At 68.3% G+C, this 18,544-nt stretch carries 18 protein-coding genes; 9 read left to right on the forward strand and 9 right to left on the reverse strand.

All coding sequences use genetic code 11. The annotated features are described in order from the left end of the window. Window positions 1-6: 6 nt before the first annotated feature. From OG555_RS30260 to OG555_RS30270, 3 genes are all read right to left on the reverse strand, one after another. The gene (locus OG555_RS30260; protein ID WP_329475954.1) at window positions 7-2,121 is read right to left on the reverse strand and encodes an MMPL family transporter; all 2,115 of its coding nucleotides are present in this window, start codon (window positions 2,119-2,121) and stop codon (window positions 7-9) included. Between the two features lie 157 nt (window positions 2,122-2,278). Next, complete coding sequence (locus tag OG555_RS30265; RefSeq protein WP_329475955.1) at window positions 2,279-2,839, reverse strand: GrpB family protein; 561 nt, start codon at window positions 2,837-2,839, stop codon at window positions 2,279-2,281. 42 nt (window positions 2,840-2,881) lie between these two features. Then, on the reverse strand, window positions 2,882-3,673 hold the full coding sequence (locus tag OG555_RS30270) for a hypothetical protein (protein WP_329475956.1): 792 nt from the start codon (window positions 3,671-3,673) through the stop codon (window positions 2,882-2,884). A gap of 249 nt (window positions 3,674-3,922) precedes the next feature. Here OG555_RS30270 and recA point away from each other — a divergent pair, with 249 nt between their 5' ends. From recA to OG555_RS30290, 4 genes are all read left to right on the forward strand, one after another. Next, window positions 3,923-4,999, forward strand: coding sequence for a recombinase RecA (gene recA, locus OG555_RS30275; RefSeq protein ID WP_329475957.1), 1,077 nt, complete (start codon window positions 3,923-3,925; stop codon window positions 4,997-4,999). 905 nt (window positions 5,000-5,904) lie between these two features. Continuing rightward, complete coding sequence (locus tag OG555_RS30280) at window positions 5,905-6,063, forward strand: hypothetical protein (RefSeq protein WP_329475958.1); 159 nt, start codon at window positions 5,905-5,907, stop codon at window positions 6,061-6,063. Between the two features lie 266 nt (window positions 6,064-6,329). Then, window positions 6,330-6,824, forward strand: a complete 495-nt coding sequence (locus OG555_RS30285) for a regulatory protein RecX (protein WP_442914453.1) — start codon at window positions 6,330-6,332, stop codon at window positions 6,822-6,824. Between the two features lie 480 nt (window positions 6,825-7,304). After that, the gene (locus OG555_RS30290) at window positions 7,305-7,703 is read left to right on the forward strand and encodes an MmcQ/YjbR family DNA-binding protein (protein WP_329475960.1); all 399 of its coding nucleotides are present in this window, start codon (window positions 7,305-7,307) and stop codon (window positions 7,701-7,703) included. On the opposite strand, the gene OG555_RS30295 is transcribed toward OG555_RS30290, so the two are convergent. Next, window positions 7,700-8,455 carry an alpha/beta hydrolase gene (locus tag OG555_RS30295; RefSeq protein WP_329475961.1) on the reverse strand — a complete coding sequence of 252 codons (756 nt, stop codon included), beginning with the start codon at window positions 8,453-8,455 and terminating at the stop codon, window positions 7,700-7,702. The two genes, OG555_RS30290 and OG555_RS30295, sit on opposite strands and share 4 nt — an antisense overlap. A 357-nt stretch (window positions 8,456-8,812) precedes the next feature. Here OG555_RS30295 and OG555_RS30300 point away from each other — a divergent pair, with 357 nt between their 5' ends. Continuing rightward, on the forward strand, window positions 8,813-9,271 hold the full coding sequence (locus OG555_RS30300) for an antitoxin (RefSeq protein ID WP_329475962.1): 459 nt from the start codon (window positions 8,813-8,815) through the stop codon (window positions 9,269-9,271). Window positions 9,272-10,047: 776 nt separating this feature from the next. Continuing rightward, window positions 10,048-11,739, forward strand: coding sequence for a ribonuclease Y (rny, locus tag OG555_RS30305; protein WP_329475963.1), 1,692 nt, complete (start codon window positions 10,048-10,050; stop codon window positions 11,737-11,739). Here rny and OG555_RS30310 read toward each other — a convergent pair. From OG555_RS30310 to OG555_RS30330, 5 genes are all read right to left on the reverse strand, one after another. Continuing rightward, the gene (locus tag OG555_RS30310; RefSeq protein WP_329475964.1) at window positions 11,720-12,103 is read right to left on the reverse strand and encodes a nuclear transport factor 2 family protein; all 384 of its coding nucleotides are present in this window, start codon (window positions 12,101-12,103) and stop codon (window positions 11,720-11,722) included. The genes rny and OG555_RS30310 overlap by 20 nt on opposite strands. A 41-nt stretch (window positions 12,104-12,144) precedes the next feature. Then, entirely contained in the window at window positions 12,145-12,441 is a 297-nt protein-coding gene (locus OG555_RS30315) for a DUF6458 family protein (protein WP_329475965.1), read from the reverse strand. A gap of 78 nt (window positions 12,442-12,519) precedes the next feature. Beyond that, on the reverse strand, window positions 12,520-13,683 hold the full coding sequence (locus OG555_RS30320; RefSeq protein WP_329475966.1) for an acyl-CoA dehydrogenase family protein: 1,164 nt from the start codon (window positions 13,681-13,683) through the stop codon (window positions 12,520-12,522). Between the two features lie 31 nt (window positions 13,684-13,714). Then, entirely contained in the window at window positions 13,715-14,290 is a 576-nt protein-coding gene (locus OG555_RS30325; protein ID WP_329475967.1) for a DUF1707 SHOCT-like domain-containing protein, read from the reverse strand. Beyond that, window positions 14,287-15,042, reverse strand: coding sequence for a type 1 glutamine amidotransferase (locus OG555_RS30330; RefSeq protein ID WP_329475968.1), 756 nt, complete (start codon window positions 15,040-15,042; stop codon window positions 14,287-14,289). Before OG555_RS30330 ends, OG555_RS30325 begins: the two co-directional genes overlap by 4 nt. Before the next feature lie 86 nt (window positions 15,043-15,128). Here OG555_RS30330 and OG555_RS30335 point away from each other — a divergent pair, with 86 nt between their 5' ends. From OG555_RS30335 to OG555_RS30345, 3 genes are read left to right on the forward strand one after another with little or no spacing between them, the layout of a single operon-like run. Continuing rightward, on the forward strand, window positions 15,129-15,965 hold the full coding sequence (locus tag OG555_RS30335; RefSeq protein ID WP_329484900.1) for an FHA domain-containing protein: 837 nt from the start codon (window positions 15,129-15,131) through the stop codon (window positions 15,963-15,965). 46 nt (window positions 15,966-16,011) lie between these two features. Further along, window positions 16,012-17,223: a 1-deoxy-D-xylulose-5-phosphate reductoisomerase gene (gene dxr, locus OG555_RS30340; protein ID WP_329475969.1), complete on the forward strand. Its 1,212-nt coding sequence runs from the start codon at window positions 16,012-16,014 to the stop codon at window positions 17,221-17,223. Continuing rightward, window positions 17,220-18,530 carry a M50 family metallopeptidase gene (locus OG555_RS30345; RefSeq protein ID WP_329475970.1) on the forward strand — a complete coding sequence of 437 codons (1,311 nt, stop codon included), beginning with the start codon at window positions 17,220-17,222 and terminating at the stop codon, window positions 18,528-18,530. Before dxr ends, OG555_RS30345 begins: the two co-directional genes overlap by 4 nt. The last annotated feature ends 14 nt before the right edge of the window (window positions 18,531-18,544 follow it).

An 18,544-nucleotide genomic window follows, 5' to 3' on the forward strand; every position in this document is an offset into this window, starting at 1 on the left:
CACCTGCTAGGTGCTGGTGAGTGCCGACTCGCTCTCGGGCACGCTGTCGGCCGGCTCGGGATCGCGCTTGTTGGCCAACTGGCTCGGCCACCACAGGTGCCGGCCGATGTCCAGGTTCAGGGCCGTGACCAGCACGGAGCGGACGATGATGGTGTCGAGCAGTACGCCGAGCGCGACCGCGATCCCGATCTCCGCGAACGCGACCACCGGCAGCGTCGCCAGCACCGCGAACGTTCCCGCCAGCACCAGGCCCGCCGAGGTGATCACGCCACCGGTCGCGGCCACGCCGATCAGCGCCCCGCGCCGGGTGCCGTGCACCTTCGACTCCTCGTGCACGCGCGTCATCAGGAAGATGTTGTAGTCGATGCCCAAGGCAACCAAGAACACGAAGACGAACAACGGCAGCGAGGTGTCGGCCCCCTCGAAGCCGAGCGCCTTGAACACCAGTGAGCTGATCCCGAGCGCCGCGCCGAACGACAGCACGACAGTTGCCACCAGCATCAGCGGCGCGACCAGTGCCCGCAGCAACAGTGCGAGGATCGCCAGCACCACCAGGAGCACGATCGGGATGATCACCTTGTTGTCGTGATCGGCCGCTCGCTGTGTGTCGAGCAGGATCGCCGCACCACCACCGGCCAGCGCGTCGGCGCCCGGCACCGCGTGCACCGACGCCCGTACGCGATCCACGGTGGTCTTCGCCGCCTGCGAGTCTGCCGCGTCGGTCATCGTCCCCTCGAGGTACGCCAGTCCGCCGCCGACCCGCGGTTGCGCCACTGCGGCGATACCTTGCGTCGAGGACATCGCGGTACGGACCTCGGCGGCCTTGTCGGCCTTGCTCACTACGACCAGTGGATTGCCGGCGCCCGCTGGGAAGTGGGCTGCCACGACCTTCTCACCGACCACGGAGTCCGGCGTACCGACGAACGACTCCGCGTTGGACAGGCCGTTGGCGTTGAGCGTCAAGGTGCCGAGCGCGGCGATGGCCAGGATGAGGGATGTGGTGATCCAGGTGACTCGTGGACGTACGGCGATCCGCCGGCCGATGCGACCCCAGACACTCGTCTCGGTGTGGTCATCCGATCCGTACGTCGGACGCAGCGGCCAGAACACCCAGCGACCACAGATGACGAGCAGTGCGGGCAGCAGGGTCAGCATGGCGATCAGTGCGATCACGATGCCGACCGCTGCGACCGGACCGAGCCCGCGCGTGGAGTTCATCGACGCGAACAGCAGACAGAGCATGCCTGCCACCACGGTGGAACCGGAGGCGATGATGGCCGGACCTGACCGGTGCAGCGCGAACGCCATCGCCTCATGTCTGTCCTCATGCCTCCTGAGTTCTTCGCGGTAGCGAGCTATCAGTAGCAGGGCATAGTCCGTCCCAGCACCGAACACCAGGACAGTGAGGATGCCTGCGCTCTGGGCATTGACGGTCAGGTTCGCTTGGGTCGCCAAGGCGTAGATCACCGCCTGTGCGGCGAAGAGTGCGACGCCTGCGGACAGCAGTGGCAGCATCCAGAGCACCGGGCTGCGGTACGTCAGCAGCAGGATGACGATCACTACGGCGGCAGCGGAGTACAGGAGTTTGCCGTCGATACCTGCGAAGGCCTCCTGCGAGTCAGCCGAGAAGCCGCCCGGCCCGGTCACGTGGAACGACAGTCCGTCCGGACGATCCGCGGCGATGCGCCTGATGTCGTCGGCGCGCGCACCGATCGTCTCCCAGCCGCCAGACCCGGCGTTGATCGGGACGAGGACCTGTAGTGCCTTGCGATCCTCGGACGGGATCGGCCCGATGACATCACGGTCGACGTCGGGCAGACCGCCGTACTGCGTGACCTGGCGTGCCACTGCTTGCTGATCGGCAGCAGTGATACCGGACGAGCGCTCGTACACCAGCACCGCCGGGATCTCGTCCGGGGACGAGAACTGCGCGGACTCCTTCAAGACCTTGGTGGACTCTGCGTTGCCGGGCAGCCAGGAGACAGCGTCGTTCTCTTGCGCACCGGTCAGCTTGCCCGCCGGGCTGAAGCACACCGCCACGGCGACGATCCACAGCGCCAGTACGATCCACTTGGACACCTTGCCGCACGGCAACGCCGCCAGCCGTCCTGCTCCGGCCACCCGAACCACGCCCCCTGAGAGGGACACCCGCCCGCACGCCGGGCCGACCACGACGTCCCTGCACCCAGCCTGCTGGGTGCAGCAGACCGGGGTCAACGACCGCGCAGTAGTACTGCGCTCACCGTGCGTCCTGCTGCCCACTCGGGCATCAGGTCACTCAAGTGGTCCAGCCGGTACGCGCGGCCCACTCTTCGGCGGGCAGGTAGATCAGGTCGCAGACCGGGTCCTTCAAGTCGGTGTAGTCCGCGACGTCGACCTGCAGCGCAGCGGCCTGGCGCTTGAAGGCGCCGTACGCCTGTGCTGTCTCCGGATGACTGCGCAGATAGTCGCGGAAGAGCAGTGCGTACCGCTGGTTCGCACGACCGGCGACTCGGACGTGCAGGTTCACCCGCCGCCGGTACATCGGCTCGCGCAGCATGCGCTTCACCCACTGCAGGTCGTCGGCGGGCAGCCCGGGGACGGGATGATCCCGTCGGGGCGGGCGGAGCTCCCAGTCCGCTGCCACCATCCGCTCGGCCACGTCGTCGAGCTCCGGCTCCGTCCCGACCGTCACCTGCATGTCGAGGATGTCCTTGGCGGGCAGGCCAGGGACTGAGGTCGATCCGATGTGGTCGATCCGCTGTGCCAACTCGCCGAGCAGTCCGCCGACCGCGTGCGCGATCTTCTCGTACTGCGCCGGCCAGCTGTCGTCCGGTTGTGCGATCACGATCCCAGTCATGCCGAGATCATCCCAGGACTGCAGCCGTGGCCCCAGTGTTTGTCAGAACGGCTTGACCCGGAACGCACTGCTGCTGAGCAACTCCGCGGTCTCGTACGCCGCCTTGCGGATGCCCTTGCGCTCGTCGAAGAATCCGCCGACCACGCCGACCCCGGGAAGCTTGCCGACGAGCCGGGCACCGATGCTGCCGCGCGGGCGGTCCTCGAAGACCTCACCGAGCCCACCGAAGAGCTTGCTGATCCGCCACACCATCCGGACGCCCATGCGCAGTCCTGCCTCCTCGGACTCATCGCCGAGCCCCAGTTGCTTCGCGACATCCTGGCCCGCCGCTGTCGGGTCGTCGTACTTGAGTACGTCGTCCGGAGTGATCGGACGGTCCGTCAGTACCCGTGCGATTACCGCCGTACGGTCGGCATGCGCCTCGACGCCGTACTCGCGGCAGACCGCACCGATCACCATCGCCTGGACGGCCGCGCCGAGGGTGTCCTTGACCGGCAGCCGGTCGGCGGCCGCACCGGTGATCCGGGGGAGACCGGCGACGACGGCCGCGAACCCGCCGAGTCGCTCGACCCACCAATCGCAGCGCTTGGCCAGCGGCAGCGAGGGCCACTCGGCATGCCCGGGCACTCTCATCCTGAGCAGCTGGTCGACCGCCAGGATCAGGCCCTTCTCGGCCAGGTTGGGTTGCTCCTGGGCGGAGTAGTCGGCCAGGACGCTACGGATGCCGAACGGGTCCTGGGTACGAAGCGCGTCGAGGACCGAATCGATGCCGAACTCGACCCGGCTGAGGGCGAGGACGACGGCGGAGTCGGGGACGTCGGGACGGTCTGCCACGCCCGCCAGGGTAGGGAGCCGGCGGTCCAGGATGGTTGCCGGGACAGCTTCGGCGTGTCAGTTGCGATTCGAACACGTGTTCGGGATAGTTTGGTGTCCTGAAGGTGCGCCGGGCGGCCGAGTTGTCCACAGATTCGAAGTGGCGGCGAAAACTGTCCGACGAGACGTTTACCTTCTCTGGCGACACGAAGTTTCTCCGGGCGGCTGGGACAGCGGCCCCGAATATCAGATGGGTCAGGTGGCAGTCATATGGCTGGTGCAGCGGCGAGTGCGGAGCGCGCGGCGGCGGATCGCGAGAAGGCGCTGGCGACCGCGCTGACGCAGATCGAGCGGCAGTGCGGCAAGGGTGCGGTGATGCGTCTGGGCGAGCAGGGCCGCGCGCCGATCGAGGTCATCCCGACTGGTTCGATCGCGCTCGACATCGCGCTCGGGATCGGCGGTCTGCCGCGCGGTCGCGTGGTGGAGATCTACGGTCCGGAATCCTCCGGTAAGACGACGGTCGCCCTGCACGCGGTGGCGAACGCCCAGAGCGCCGGCGGCATCGCCGCCTTCATCGACGCCGAGCACGCGCTCGACCCGGATTATGCGCGCAAGCTGGGCGTCGACACCGACGCGCTGCTGGTCTCGCAGCCAGACTCGGGTGAGCAGGCGCTGGAGATCGCCGACATGCTGGTTCGCTCCGGCGCCGTCGACATCGTCGTGATCGACTCGGTGGCCGCGCTGGTGCCGCGCGCCGAGATCGAGGGCGAGATGGGTGACAGCCACGTCGGTCTGCAGGCCCGGCTGATGAGCCAGGCGCTGCGGAAGATGACCGGTGCGGTCAGCGGGACCAACACGACCGTGATCTTCATCAACCAGCTACGCGAGAAGATCGGCGTGATGTTCGGCTCCCCGGAGACCACGACCGGTGGTAAGGCGCTGAAGTTCTACGCCTCGGTGCGGCTGGACGTGCGCCGGATCGAGTCGCTGAAGGACGGGTCCGACGTGGTCGGCAACCGGACCCGCATCAAGGTCGTGAAGAACAAGGTGGCCCCGCCGTTCAAGCAGGCCGAGTTCGACATCATCTACGGCCAGGGCATCAGCCGCGAGGGCAGCCTGCTCGACCTCGGCGTGGAGCAGGGCTTCGTCCGCAAGGCCGGCGCCTGGTTCACCTACGAGAGCGACCAGCTCGGCCAGGGCCGGGAGAACGCGCGGAACTTCCTGCGCGACAACCCCGATCTGGCCAACGAGCTGGAGAAGAAGATCAAGGAGAAGATGGGCATCGGCCCGACGCTGGACCAGCCGGCCGACGAGGCCGCCACGGCCGAGGTCGATGTCGACTTCTGATCGACCCCCCGCGGGCGGCGGCGTCCCCCGGCTCCCAGCCGACGACGCTGCCCCCGTGGCCCTGTCCCTACCTCACGAAGAACGCCTGGCCCTGGCGCGAAAGCTCCTGGCTGAGGGCACGGCCGCATCTACAGGGCCTTCCGGCACCTCCCCACAACCCAACCGAGGTTCCGCCCAACACAGTCGCGACCAGGCTGCACACACCTCCGCGCGTGACGGCGATTCGGCTGGTGACGGCGGTTCTCGCCTCGGTGGCTCTCTGCGCGACGGTGGTTCTCGCGCCGGCGGCGCTTCTGGCACGGGTGGTTCTCGCGTCGGTGGTGCTTCTTGCGACGGTGGCACTGTCGGCGAGGGGCGTCGTACCCGCGGCGGTAGGTCGGGTGCGAGGGCTGTTGATCCGTGGGCCGATCCGGACGACGTCTCGGCTGACGACGACTTTCCGGGGTCGGGCTCGCCCCGACGCCGGGCAGGCTCGATCCGTCGAATTGCCGAGAACGACGAGGTTGCTGAAGCCGCGGCACGCAAGGCCGACTCCCGGGCAGCTGCACAGGCCTTCGCAACCGAGGACGAGCTGCCGAGCCGCGCCCGCGGTTCGCGCCCGCTAGACCCGTGGGCAGATTCAGATGACACCGCGCCCGACGGCGAGTTACCCAGCCACACCGGACGCGCGCCCCGATCCACACGGCGCCCGGCTGATTCCCGCGCAGATGACGAGACCGCGTCCGCCGGTGAATCGCTGAGCCAGGCGCGTGGCCGTGGCTCCGATGCGAGGCTCGTTGATCCTTGGGCAGATCCGAACGACATCGCGTCCGTCGACGAGTCGCCGAGTAGCTCTCCTGGTCCTGGTTCCGAGGTGGGGAGCGCCGATCCGTGGGGCGACTCACAAGACGGTTCGGCCGACGAGGGTGCCGGACCTTCGACCGACACCGGTGCCGTCGTACGTCGGGCATCTGACACCGCCGCCGGAGGAGAGTCTGGTGCCTGGGGCACCGGAGACGATGAGTTCGGCGCCGGGCAAGACCCCGACCGGGCCGGGGATGCGAGCAGCGGTGCTGGTGCTGTGACGGATACCCGCGCGGCGGGGCGCGCCAACGCCGGCGATGCGCCGCGTGCTGGGGCTAATCGGGATGCAGAGGCCGTGCGTACGCGCTCCGGAGACCCTGCTGACGAGCGTGGTCGCGCGGGGGCGGGTTCGGGGGGCGGGGAGAGAAAGCAGCGGCGGACGGTGGGGCGGCGGGGCTTTGGAGGCGGCCGGGGGAGTCGACGTGGAGCTGATGGGCCTGAGGGGGCGGCGGATCCGGAGTTGGATGGGGTGGAGGATCCGGGGGTGGTGGCTCGGGGGATCTTGCTGGACAAGTTGACGGGGCAGCCGCGGACTCGGGCTGAGTTGGCGGATCTCTTGGCGGAGCGGGAGATTCCGGATGAGGTGGCCGAGCAGGTGCTGGATCGGTTCACCGACGTCGGGTTGATTGATGATGCTGCGTTTGCCAACGCATGGGTTGAGTCGCGGCATCGGGGGCGGGGTTTGGGGAAGCGCGCGCTGGCTCAGGAGCTGCGCCGGCGAGGTGTGGATGACGAGCTGGCGCGGGATGCGCTCGATGAGCTCGATCCCGAGCAGGAGGAAGAGACAGCTCGCGCTCTGGTTCGGCGGAAGTTGCGGTCCATGCGTTCGCTTGATCGGCAGGTCGCGATGCGTCGTCTGCTCGGGATGCTTGGGCGCAAGGGGTACCCGGGCGGCCTTGCGATGACGATCGTGAAGCAGGAGTTGGACGCTGGCCACGACGAGCTCCCGCTGCTGGATCCGTCTGGGCTGGAGCCGGACTGACCGCGGGGGCTGAATCTGTTCACCTGCGCAATAAGTTGTGCCTGGAAACTAGTTCGGCAACGTTGGAGCAGGTGCCGGATGAAAGACACCTTCCGGGCGAAGTGTCGGTGACGGAAGCCGCCGCTCCTCCCGGAGGCCGGCTCGCGGCTGAACATGGCCGCCCTACGAGACGGCCCAACTGCCGGCCCCGACTTTCCCGGGGTCCGCGCAGGTCGTTCCCCACCAAGAGCGCGGCACCCGCCACCGCCTCTGACGAGCGAGCGTGACCAGGCGATCGCCCCATCGCCTGGTCACGCCACCGCGCAGCCGGCCGCGTCACCCCAGCGAGAAGGTCACATCGGACCTGCGAGAAGCTCGCCTCATGTCGGCGAGAAGGTCGCGTCGTGTCGGCGAGAAGGTCGCGTCGGGCTGGCGACAAGTTGGTGGGATACCTCCTTTTGTTCAAGTCGAGGGTCTGCCCGGCGGAGTAGCGTGACCGGCATGGCGACCCTGGATGACGTGCAGCGACTGGTCGCGGCGCTGCCGGAGACCGAGCAGACGACGCGGCACGGCAACCGCACCTGGGCGGTAGGCGGCAAGGGCTTCGCGTGGGAGCGCCCGTTCAGCAAGGCCGATCTGAAGCGCTTCGGCGACGAAACCCCGCCGGACGGCCCGATCCTCGCGGTCCGCGTGGAGGATCTCAGCGAGAAGGAAGCATTGCTCGCCGCTCGGGCCGCCGACGGGTTCTTCACGATCCCGCACTTCGACAACTACGCCGCCGTACTCATCGAGCTGGACCAGGTCTCGGAGCCCGCCTTGAGCGAGGCACTACTCGACGCGTGGCTGCTCTTCGCGCCGCCGGCGTTGGCAAAAGCGCACCTCGACGCCAACGCGACCTAGTCAGCTGGTCGATCCGTACCGAGGTGGCGAAGGTAGAAGCGGGCCGAGTCTTCGACCTCGAACCACGGCACGTGATGGTGGCTGCCGGTGTTGGCGTGGAGCGTCTTCTCCTTCGAGGCGAACGCGTCGAACAAGTCGAGACCGGTCTGGCGGTGGATCTCCTCGTCGTCCCACGGGAGCAGGAACTGGACCGGGATGGTGATCTGACGCGCCGCCTCGGTGAGAGCGTCGTACACGAAGACCCCTCCGACGACCGCGGCGGTGATCCGGGGTTCGATCGCCATCAACGGAAGCCCGATCGCGCTCGCCAACGTCATACCGCCGTAGCCGATCGGTGCCTCGGGCCCGATCTCGGGCAGTGACTGGAGGGCGTCCAGGGTGGCCTGCCATTCCGGGACGTGGCGCTCGGCCAATGAGATGTTGTACTCGGCAATGATCAGGCCCATCGGCTCGCCGGCCGCCCGAGCATTCTGGAGTGCGGCGACCCACTCTTCGTCCTGCGCGTTACGCGGTCGGTCGCCGTGTCCAGGTGCGTCGATGGCGGCGACGGTGAAACCGCAGGTGGTCACGTAGTGGTGAGCACGGGCCACGAGTCCCGGTGTCTTCTTGTGCAGGCCGCCCGGGTGACCCATCAGGACCAGAGGCGCACCGGCGACGCCGGCTGCGGGTGACCAGAGGACGCCGGGTACGTCGCCCAGCGTGAAGTTGCGTTCGACGACACCGTTCGACGATGTCTTCGCGGTGAAATGCATGGCTGTTGCCTTTCGGGAGTGCCAGTTGGTCGAGGCGCTCCCGGCGATGACTACAGCTGTCGCCCAACCGTGAAAACGAAGAGAGCGCCCATGGGGGCCTCACCTCCTCGCGTTGTGTCACGGACGGCCGAGACGTTAGCAGTCAGGGCGTCATCTGGCCCAGCGCTTTTCCACCGCGGGAGGACGTCAGGAGCGCGTAACGACGGAGAGTGAGGGCAATCGGAGGGGGTGCGAGCGGCGAGGGGCGTTGACGGGTGCGGTGTGACGGTGTGTTATCCGAAGTAGGGCCGGTGTTTTGGCCGGTCCGTAGGCTGGGGATTTTCCGTCGATCCGCCCCTGAACACCGCGGAGGGTGCAATGAACGATTTCCAGGAACAGGCGAAGAACTGGCTCCGGAATGTCGTCAAGCAGAACCCGGACAAGATCAAGGCCGGCGTCGAGAAGACCGGGGACCTGGTCGACAAGCAGACTGGCGGGAAGTACGCGGAGAAGGTCGACGCTGTGCAGCAGAAGGTCGGCGGCCTCGTGGATTCCCATGCGTCCGAGGGCACCTCCGCCGAAGCGCCGTCCGCCGTGGACCAGGCGAGTGAAGCCGGTGCGGGTGGCGTCGCGTCCCCCGGTGGTGGCGGCGCGCCGGAAGCCGAGGTTGTCGGCGGGGAAGCTCCCGACCCGGCGTCCCAGCCGGACAGTTCGGTCGGCTCAGGCACGGAAGGCGCAGGTACGGGCAGCACCGCGACCGGCCAGACCGACGCGGAAACCGCCGGCACCGAACCGCCGCTGGAGTCCGAGGGCGAACTGCCCGGCCCGCGCCCGTAGCCCGAGCCGGCCTCCAGGAGCCGGGACGGCCTCGAGAACAGAGTCCGAGCCGACGTCCAGAAGCCGCGCCGACCTCGAAACAGAATCCGGGCCAGGCTCGAGAATCCGGGACGACCGCCAGAGTCCGGAACCGGCCGCCGGCAACTTCGGCCGACTCCAACCGGTTGCCCTGGATTGTGTCGCGCCCGGAGCGATCTGTTGTGGAGTAGACCAATGTGATTAGTGGTCTTGTGACAGCGATGACGGGGAAGAGTGGCCTTCGTGCTCGCGGTGATCGGTGGCCGGGCTGCGAGTGTCCGTCTTGACCGCGTGGTAGGGCACGCCTAGCCTCGGAATCAGGAAGGGATCACTCCACCTGACGGTGGCGGATATAGGCACCGGCGGGCCGGTTGATCCGGCTGACCGGCCGCAGAAGACGACACGAATCGCTCGACCGAGCTGAAGGAAGGACGACGGCGGCTCGCAGCGCCGTCGGATAGACGGCACCGCGGCGGACGGATCCGGCGGTGGAAGCGGCCATGAGCAGCGATCCTGGGTGACGCATACCCAGACAAGGCTCCGGCAGCGGCCACGATCGGTAACGGACGGCGCGAACACTGCGCAGCCTCGCACGGAACGCACCAGCGTTGTGGGCGGTGGCGCCGTAACGGAGGGACAAGGCACCGCCGGATGCCGGTGGTGCGTTCAGCCGTATCTTCGACCGTACGAGTGGCGAGTCCCTTCGACCGACGCCAAAGTTCCGCCTGGGCGGAACTCGAAGGAGAGGGGAGACGCCGATGTCACTCGCGGCCTTGCCCACAGCGACGTCCCTCGGGCTGACCCTGATCGGACTGCTGATCGCCGGATTGCTGGCCTGGATCGGCTTCACCCTCTCCCGCCGTAAAGCCGCCGACAGTTCCGCGGCCGCCGCCAGCGCCCAACTCGAGGCCGCCCACGTCGCCGCCGGCGCCAAGTCCGCGGCGGAGCTCGTCCGGCGCCAGGCCGAGGAAGAGGCCGCCGTACTGCGGGTTCGCGCGGAGTCGGCCGAGCAGCGTGCCGAGGAGATCCGCCGCGCCGCGGAGGACCGGTCCCTGGAGGTACGGCGAGAGGCCGAGCAGCGGGCGTCCGACGTACGGCGCGAAGCCGAGGCCGAGGCCCAGTCGATCCGGGACGATCTGCGCGAGCAGCGCCTGGAGATGGAGCGTCGTGATCATCGGCTGACCGAGCGCGAGGAGCGGCTCGACGAGCAGCACCGCTCGATCGAGGAACGGCAGGCCGAGCTGACCGCGCAACTGGCCGTACTCGACCAGCGCAAGGTCGAGATCAAGGATCTCGAGGACGAGCGCCGCCGGATCCTGGAAGGCGTCGCGAACCTCACCACCGAGCAGGCGCGGGCCGAACTGGTCGCGTCCATCGAGGCCGAGGCGAAGCGGCACGCGCACACGATCGTCCGCGACATCGAGCGGCAGGCACTCGACGAGGGCGAGGTGAAGGCACGCAAGATCATCACCGGCGCGGTGCAGCGGCTCGCGTCCGAGCAGACCAGCGAGTCGGTCGTGTCGGTCGTGCACCTGCCGAGCGACGACATGAAGGGCCGGATCATCGGCCGCGAGGGCCGCAACATCCGGTCGTTCGAGCAGACCACCGGCGTGAACCTGATCATCGACGACACCCCCGAAGCGGTGCTGCTGTCCTGCTTCGATCCGGTCCGGCGGGAGACCGCGCGACTGACTCTGGACTCGCTGGTGCTCGACGGCCGGATCCACCCGAGCCGGATCGAGGAGATCTACGAACGCAGCAAGGGCGAAGTGGCCGAGCTGTGCGAGCGGGCCGCCGAGGACGCGATGGCGGAGGTCGGCATCACCGACCTGCATCCGGAGCTGGTCCGGACGATGGGTCTGCTGCGCTACCGGACGTCGTACGGGCAGAACGTGCTCAAGCATCTGATCGAGTCCGCGCACATCGCCGGGATGATGGCGGCCGAGCTCGGGCTGGATCCGAAGCTCTGCAAGCGCGGTGCGTTCCTGCACGACATCGGGAAGGCGCTGACGCACGAGTCCGAGGGCAGTCACGCGATCGTGGGCGCTGAGCTGGCCCGCAAGTACGGCGAGAACGACGACGTCGTGCATTGCATCGAGGCGCACCACAACGAGGTCGAGGTACGCACGGTCGAGGCGGTGCTGACGCAGGCCGCGGACGCTGTCAGCGGTGGCCGGCCGGGTGCGCGGCGCGAGTCGCTGGAAGCGTACGTACAGCGGCTCGAACGGCTGGAAGAGATCGCGATGCACCACGACGGCGTGGAGAAGGTGTTCGCGATGCAGGCCGGCCGGGAGATCCGGGTGATGGTGCTGCCGGACGCGGTCGACGACATCGCCGCCCAGGTGATGGCGCGCGACATCGCCAAGCAGGTCGAGGAGGAGCTCACCTACCCTGGCCAGATCCGCGTGACTGTGGTCCGCGAGTCCCGCGCTACTGAGGTGGCGAAGTAGCGTACTTCGCTCTCCAGGCCGGCGCCTCGAACGGGGCGCCGTAGATGCGGGTCTCGCGCGCGATCCGGCCGTCGCGGAACTCGACGACGTTGGCGACGTAGTAGATGTCGCCGCCGTAGTCCGATCGGCCGAGGACGACGAAGTGGTCGCCTTCGCCGGTGATGCGCAGGATCTGGATCGACGGCGGCGCCGGATACTCCTGCTGCATGGCACGCATCCGGTCCCGCCCGACGATGCGCTCGCCGGACTGCGGCATCTCCAGCACGTAGTCGTCAGCACGCAGCTCATGTTCCGCCTCGGCCGACAGCGCGAGCTTGTCGTCCGTAGGCCACAAGCGTTCGAGTACTTCCCGATTGCGGTCCATGAAGCCACCCTCCGCGCGATTCTTCAGGCAGGCTTGAAGCCCTACCGTAAGCCTCTGTCGTCCCCGCGCAGATGGGTGGGAGTCACGTCGATGGGCTGGTCGGCGACCTGATGCGGCGGCTCGGTGCGGTACTGCTTCTCCACCTCCGGGTCGATGACAGCCGTTTCGCTGCGCCGGCGCCGGTTGGCGAGGCGGTAGGACAACCAGATTCCGGCGCCGCCACCCAGCATGATGATGATCCCCAGGGCGGTCAGGTTCAGCGTGTCGGACGTGTCGCGGACGGCGAAGGCGATGATGGCCCCTGCCACGATGAGTGCGATTCCGGCCCCGATCCGCATACCTGCTCCTTCCCGAACACTCGCAGTAGCTGATCCCACCCCCGGTGCCCAGACCGGGGGAGCATCATGCGCGAGCCGTCAGCGGAAGGCGGCCTGGCCGGTGAGCGCCTGGCCGATCACGAGCTGGTGGACCTCGGAGGTCCCCTCGTAGGTGAGGACGGATTCGAGGTTGTTCGCGTGCCGCATGATCGGGTACTCGCCGCTGATCCCGTTCGCGGCCAGGATGGTGCGGCATTCGCGCGCGATCGCGATCGCCTCGCGGACGTTGTTGAGCTTGCCGACGGAGACCTGTTCCGGGCGCAGCCTGCCCTTCTCCTTCAGCCGGCCGAGGTGTACGGCGAGCAGGATGCCCTTGTTGAGTTCGACGGCCATGTCCGCGAACTTCGCCTGGGTCAGTTGGTACGCCGACAGCGGCTTGTCGAACACGATGCGCTCACCGGCGTACGCGACCGCCGTCTCCAGGCAGTCCCGGGCCGCGCCCATCGCGCCGAAGATGATGCCGAAGCGGGCCTCGTTCAGGCAGCCCAGTGGGCCGGACAGTCCGCGCGCCTCCGGCAGCTGAGCCGACCCCGGCAGCCGGACGTCCTCGAGCACCAACTCCGACGTCACCGACGCCCGCAGCGACATCTTCCGGGTGATCTCCGGCGCCGAGAACCCAGGCGTCGAGGTCGGTAGGACGAAGCCGCGCACGCCGTCGTCCGTCCGGGCCCAGACCACCGCGACATCGGCCACCGAACCGTTGGTGATCCACATCTTCGAGCCGTTCAGCACCCAGTCGTCGCCGTCGCGGCGGGCGTTGGTGCGCATCCCGGCCGGGTTCGAGCCGAAGTCGGGCTCGGTCAGCCCGAAGCAGCCGATCGCCTCACCGGCGGACATCCGCGGCAGCCACTCGGTCTTCTGCTCCTCGCTGCCGTACTTCCAGATCGCGTACATCGCCAGCGACCCCTGCACCGACACCAGCGACCGCATCCCGGAGTCCGCCGCCTCGATCTCCAGGCACGCCAACCCGTAGGCGACCGGTCCGAGGCCGGCACACCCGTAGCCGGTCAGGTGCATCCCGAGGAACCCGAGCGCTCCCAGCTCCTTCGCCAGTTCGCGCGCCGGAATCGACGCCGACTCGAACCACTCCGGCAACGACGGCCGCAACCGCTCGTCCGCGAACCGCCGCGCGGCCGCCCGGACGTCGACCTCCTCCTCGGTCAGCAGGGAGTCGACGTCGACGAGATCCAGCGAAACGGTCATGCCTGAACGCTAGCCGCAACGGGCTCCCGGATCACTTCCGGTACCAGGGCCACCACCAGTGCCGCTTCCGCGGATGCCGGACCGTCACCGAGCTGTGGCGCGCGCGGCCGGTGACGTAGAGGTGGACGCCGTTCGGGGCGGACGCGGTCGCCTTGTTCTTGGTCGAGCTGCCATGCAGGTCGACGTCGTCGATGGTGACCGACCAGCCCTGCGGGACGATCATCACGATCGAGCTGTGCTGGATGTCGGCGGCCACCTGGACCTCCGGCCACTGGACTACCGCGTCGGTGAAGTCGAGCCGCACCGACGAGTGCCTCGCCTGCGTCACCACGCGCTCCGGCACATTCCAGGCGCCCTCCCGCTTCTGCGAGCTGTGCGTCGCCTTGATGACGATCTCGGCCCGGTTGTTAGACCGCACCGGCACCAGATCGGCCGTCGCGTTCCGCAGTTCGAGCTGTGTCTTCGCCGAGTAGATCTGGGTCAGCCGCTCGTCCAGCTCCTCGAAGTCCAACCGCCCGTCGCTGTGTGCTTCCTGGACCACGGCGGCGGCGCGCTCGCGGTCGTTGTCAGACGCCCGATGACCGGGCGGCGGCTGCTCCAGACTCATGCCCCCAAAGGTAGCGCCGCGGCAGGTTCCCGAGGTCCGGCGAGGTCCAGGAAGCGGCCGAACACTCCGGACCAGATCTGCTCCAGCTCGGCGTCGTACCGCTCGGCCTCCGCGATCACGTCCTCCGGGCTGAAGCCCAACGAGCGCAGCGTGTCGACGCTCCAGCGCCGCACTCGGTCGGCACTGACCTCGGGATGGAACTGGACACCCCAGCTGCGGCCGATCCGCAGCATCTGATGCGGGCAGCGTTCGCTGGACATCAGCAGCACCGCATCGGTCGGCAGCCGGGTGATCTGATCCTGATGACTCTCGATTGCCCGCACCTTCGCCCGCAAGCCGGCGAGCAACGGATCGTCCTCGGCACCGGGCAGCAGGGTCAACTCGGTGACGCCCTTCTCCGGAAGGCCGTGCTTGCCCAGTACCTCACCACCGAACGTGTGCGCCAGCAGTTGCGCGCCCAGACAGATGCCGAGCACCGGCACCCGGTCCTGCTCTGTCGTCGCGCGCAGCAACTCGCGCTCGGCGGCCAGCCAGGGAGAGGCGTCGTCTGCGTCTGGCAGCATCCCGCCGCCGAGCAGGATCAGGGCGGCATGGCCGTCGGTGCTCACCGGGATCGGCTCGCCGTCCCACGCGCGGACGACGACCGCTGAGAGGCTCCGCTCCTCGAGCCAGTCGAGCAACCGGCCCGGACCGCTCCCGGGATCGTTCTCGATGATCAACACTGTCGTCGGGTGGGTGGCAGCTTCAGACACAGTCGCCAACGCTAAACCACGGCGGCACACCGCGTTCCGCCGTACCGGGCTCGTCGTTCCGGGATACTGATGTGCCGGGGGTGACGATGGAGCCGATCAGTGGATTCGTGCGGGCCGTGGTGGGCGACGTTGCCTTCGTCTTCGGCAAAGGCATGGTGAGTGCGTTCCTGCTGGCACGCAGCAAGGACAGCTCGCTGGGACCGCGGCTGAACCTGCTCGTGCGGTCTCACGGTCAGTACGCCCCGCTGTCCATCCCCACTGGGACAGTCCCTGCCGTTGACCGGGTAGTCGGGCTCGAGGAGGCCCGGCCGGCGCCGCTGCTGACAGTCGAGTTCACTCCGGGCGACAGTGGGGCCGAGGCACATCTCACCGCCAACAACCCGGTGCTGATCACGATCACCGATGTCAGCCACCGCGAGTACGACGCTGTCGTGCTCACCACGGCCCTGGGCGGAGCGGCGTACGCGCAGCTGCCTCCCGGCTACTACCACGTGTCCGCTGTGGTCATCGACGAGTACGACAACCTGCTGGTCGGGTACGGCGCTCAGCACAACCTGCATGTGGACAAGGGCGACGACCTGATCGTCTCGCTGGCGATCCACACCGCCGGCGTGGGTGAGATCGTGTCGGCGCTGGAGTCCGGGCCACAGCCGGTGCTCGTGGGAGCGGACGGGGACGTCGTACCCCTCCTGGACCTGGTGCGGATCGGGCGGGCGCCGGACTGCGATCTGATCCTGGACCATCCGGAGGTGAGCAGACACCACGCCGAGCTGCTCCGGATCGACGCGATGACCTACGAGGTGCGCGACCTCGGCTCGACCAACGGGACCCGGGTGAACGGCGTACCGGTCGAGGCAGCGATGGTCGGTGACGGCGCCGAGATCCGCCTCGGGAGCCTCCCGCTGCGCCTCTACCTCGCGTGAACGCACCGGATCGTCACCATGGGTGCACACCTGGGACAATGGCGCCGTGAACCCGCGAACCGTCGTCATCCTCGGCTCGACCGGCTCGGTCGGCACCCAGGCGCTGGAGCTGATCGGCCGTAACCGCGACCGGTTCCGCGTCCTCGCCCTCTCGGCGGGCGGCGACAACGTGGCGCTGCTGGCGGAGCAGGCGCTGGAGTTCGGCGTCGAGGTGGTCGCGGTGGCGAAGGCCACGGTGGCCCAGGACCTGCAGCTCGCGTTCTACGCCGAGGCGCAGCGCAAGGGGTACGCGCAGGGCGAGTTCAAGATCCCCAAGATCATCACTGGCCCGGACGCCTCCAGTGAGCTCGCGGCGGTGCCGTGTGACGTGGTTCTCAATGGCATCACCGGCTCGGTCGGACTGAAGCCGACCCTCGCCGCACTCGACGCGGGCAACACGCTCGCGCTGGCCAACAAGGAGTCGCTGGTCATCGGCGGTCCGATCGTCACCCGCCGGGTGAAACCGGGCCAGATCGTTCCGGTGGACTCCGAACACAGCGCGATCGCCCAGTGCCTGCGCGGCGGTTCGGCCAGCGAGGTGAGCAAGCTGGTACTGACCGCGAGCGGTGGGCCGTTCCTGGGCAGACCGCGCAGCGCGCTCGCGGACGTCACGGTCGAGCAAGCTCTTGCCCACCCCAACTTCGCGATGGGTCCGGTCGTCACGATCAACTCGGCCACTCTGGTCAACAAGGGCCTCGAGCTGATCGAGGCGCACCTGCTCTTCGGCATCCCGATGGATCGCGTGGAGGTCGTCGTACACCCACAGCAGGCGATCCACTCGATGGTCGAGTTCTCCGACGGCGCCACGATCGCGCAGGTGGGGCTGCCGACGATGACGGTGCCGATCGCGCTCGGCCTGGGCTGGCCTGACCGGATACCGGACGCGTCGCCGCCGTGGAACTGGGCCGAGGCGAGCACCTGGCAGTTCCTGCCGCTCGACGGGGAGGCGTTCCCGTCGGTCCAGCTCGCCCGCGAGGCGGGGACGCGGGGCGGGACCGCGCCGGCCGTCTACAACGCCGCGAACGAGGTCTGCGTGCAGGCGTTCCGGGACGGGCGGCTGCCCTTCCTGGCGATCGTCGACACCGTGGCCCGGGTGGTGACCGAACACGACGTACCCTCGTATGAGGAACTGTCCATCGACGACGTACTCGCCGCGGACGGCTGGGCCCGTGCCCGGGCCCGCGAACTGACCGCCGTACAGGAGACCAACCAGGCATGAGCGCGCTTCTCACCCTCGTCGGCATCGTGCTGTTCGTGGCCGGAATTCTGATCTCGGTCGCGCTGCACGAGATGGGCCACATGGTGCCCGCCAAGGCCTTCGGGATGAAGGTGACGCAGTTCTTCGTCGGCTTCGGCCGGACGGTGTGGTCCACCAAGCGCGGTGAGACCGAGTACGGCTTCAAGCTGATCCCGGCCGGCGGCTTCGTCCGGATCATCGGCATGATGCCGCCGTCGAAGGGCCAGGACCCGACGAAGGTCCGCAAGGCCAACACCGGGCCGATCCAGTCGATGGTCGAGAACGCGCGGTCGGCGGAGTACGAGACGGTCGCGCCCGAGGACGACGGCCGGCTCTTCTACCAGAAGGTGTGGTGGAAGAAGCTGATCGTGATGGCGTCCGGGCCGATGGTCAACATCGTCATCGCCTTCGTGCTGTTCGGCGGCCTGTTCATGCTGTACGGCGCCAACGTCGCGCAGACGAGCGTGGCCACGGTCACCGACTGCGTGATCCCGGCCTCGCAGGCGACCGCCGACCGCAAGTGCGAGCCGGGGGACCAGGTCTCGCCGGCCAAGACGGCCGGGTTCCAGGTCGGCGACAAGATCGTCTCGTTCAACGGCACCCAGATCACCAGCTGGGACCAGCTCACCCCGCTGATCCGGGCGAACACCGACAAACCGGCCGTGATCGTTGTCGAGCGCAACGGTCAGCAGCAGACCCTGCAGACGAAGACGATCGTCAACCAGATTCCCGACCAGGCCGGGTCGGACAAGATCGTCTCGGTCGGGTTCCTCGGCGTCTCGCCGGAGATGAAGCTCGAGCGGCAGAACTTCGGCTTCGTGGTCGGCAAGATGGGCGAGCTGAGCGTGGCGACGGTGAAGGCGATCGGCAACTTCCCGGAGAAGCTGGTCGGTGTGGCCAAGTCGATCGTCGGCGGCACCCGCGACGAGAACAGCCCGATGAGTGTGGTCGGCGCCAGCCGGGTGGCCGGCGAGATCGCGTCGAACCAGTCGCTGACCGGCGGTGAGCGGATCGCGTTCCTGGTCTCGCTGCTCGCCTCGCTGAACCTGTTCCTGGCCCTGTTCAACTTCATCCCGCTGCTGCCGCTGGACGGCGGGCACATGATCGGCGCGATCTGGGAGGGCATCCGGCGCGGCTTCGCCAAGCTGCTGCACCGGCCCGACCCCGGCTACGTCGACGTGGCCAAGCTGCTGCCGATCGCGTACGTCGCGGCCAGTGTGATCGTGGTGATGGGCGTACTGCTCGTCATCGCCGACATCGTGAACCCGATCAAGCTCTTCAACGGCTGACCTCACACCAACGG

This window comes from Kribbella sp. NBC_01484 (assembly GCF_036227145.1).
GTDB lineage: Bacteria > Actinomycetota > Actinomycetes > Propionibacteriales > Kribbellaceae > Kribbella.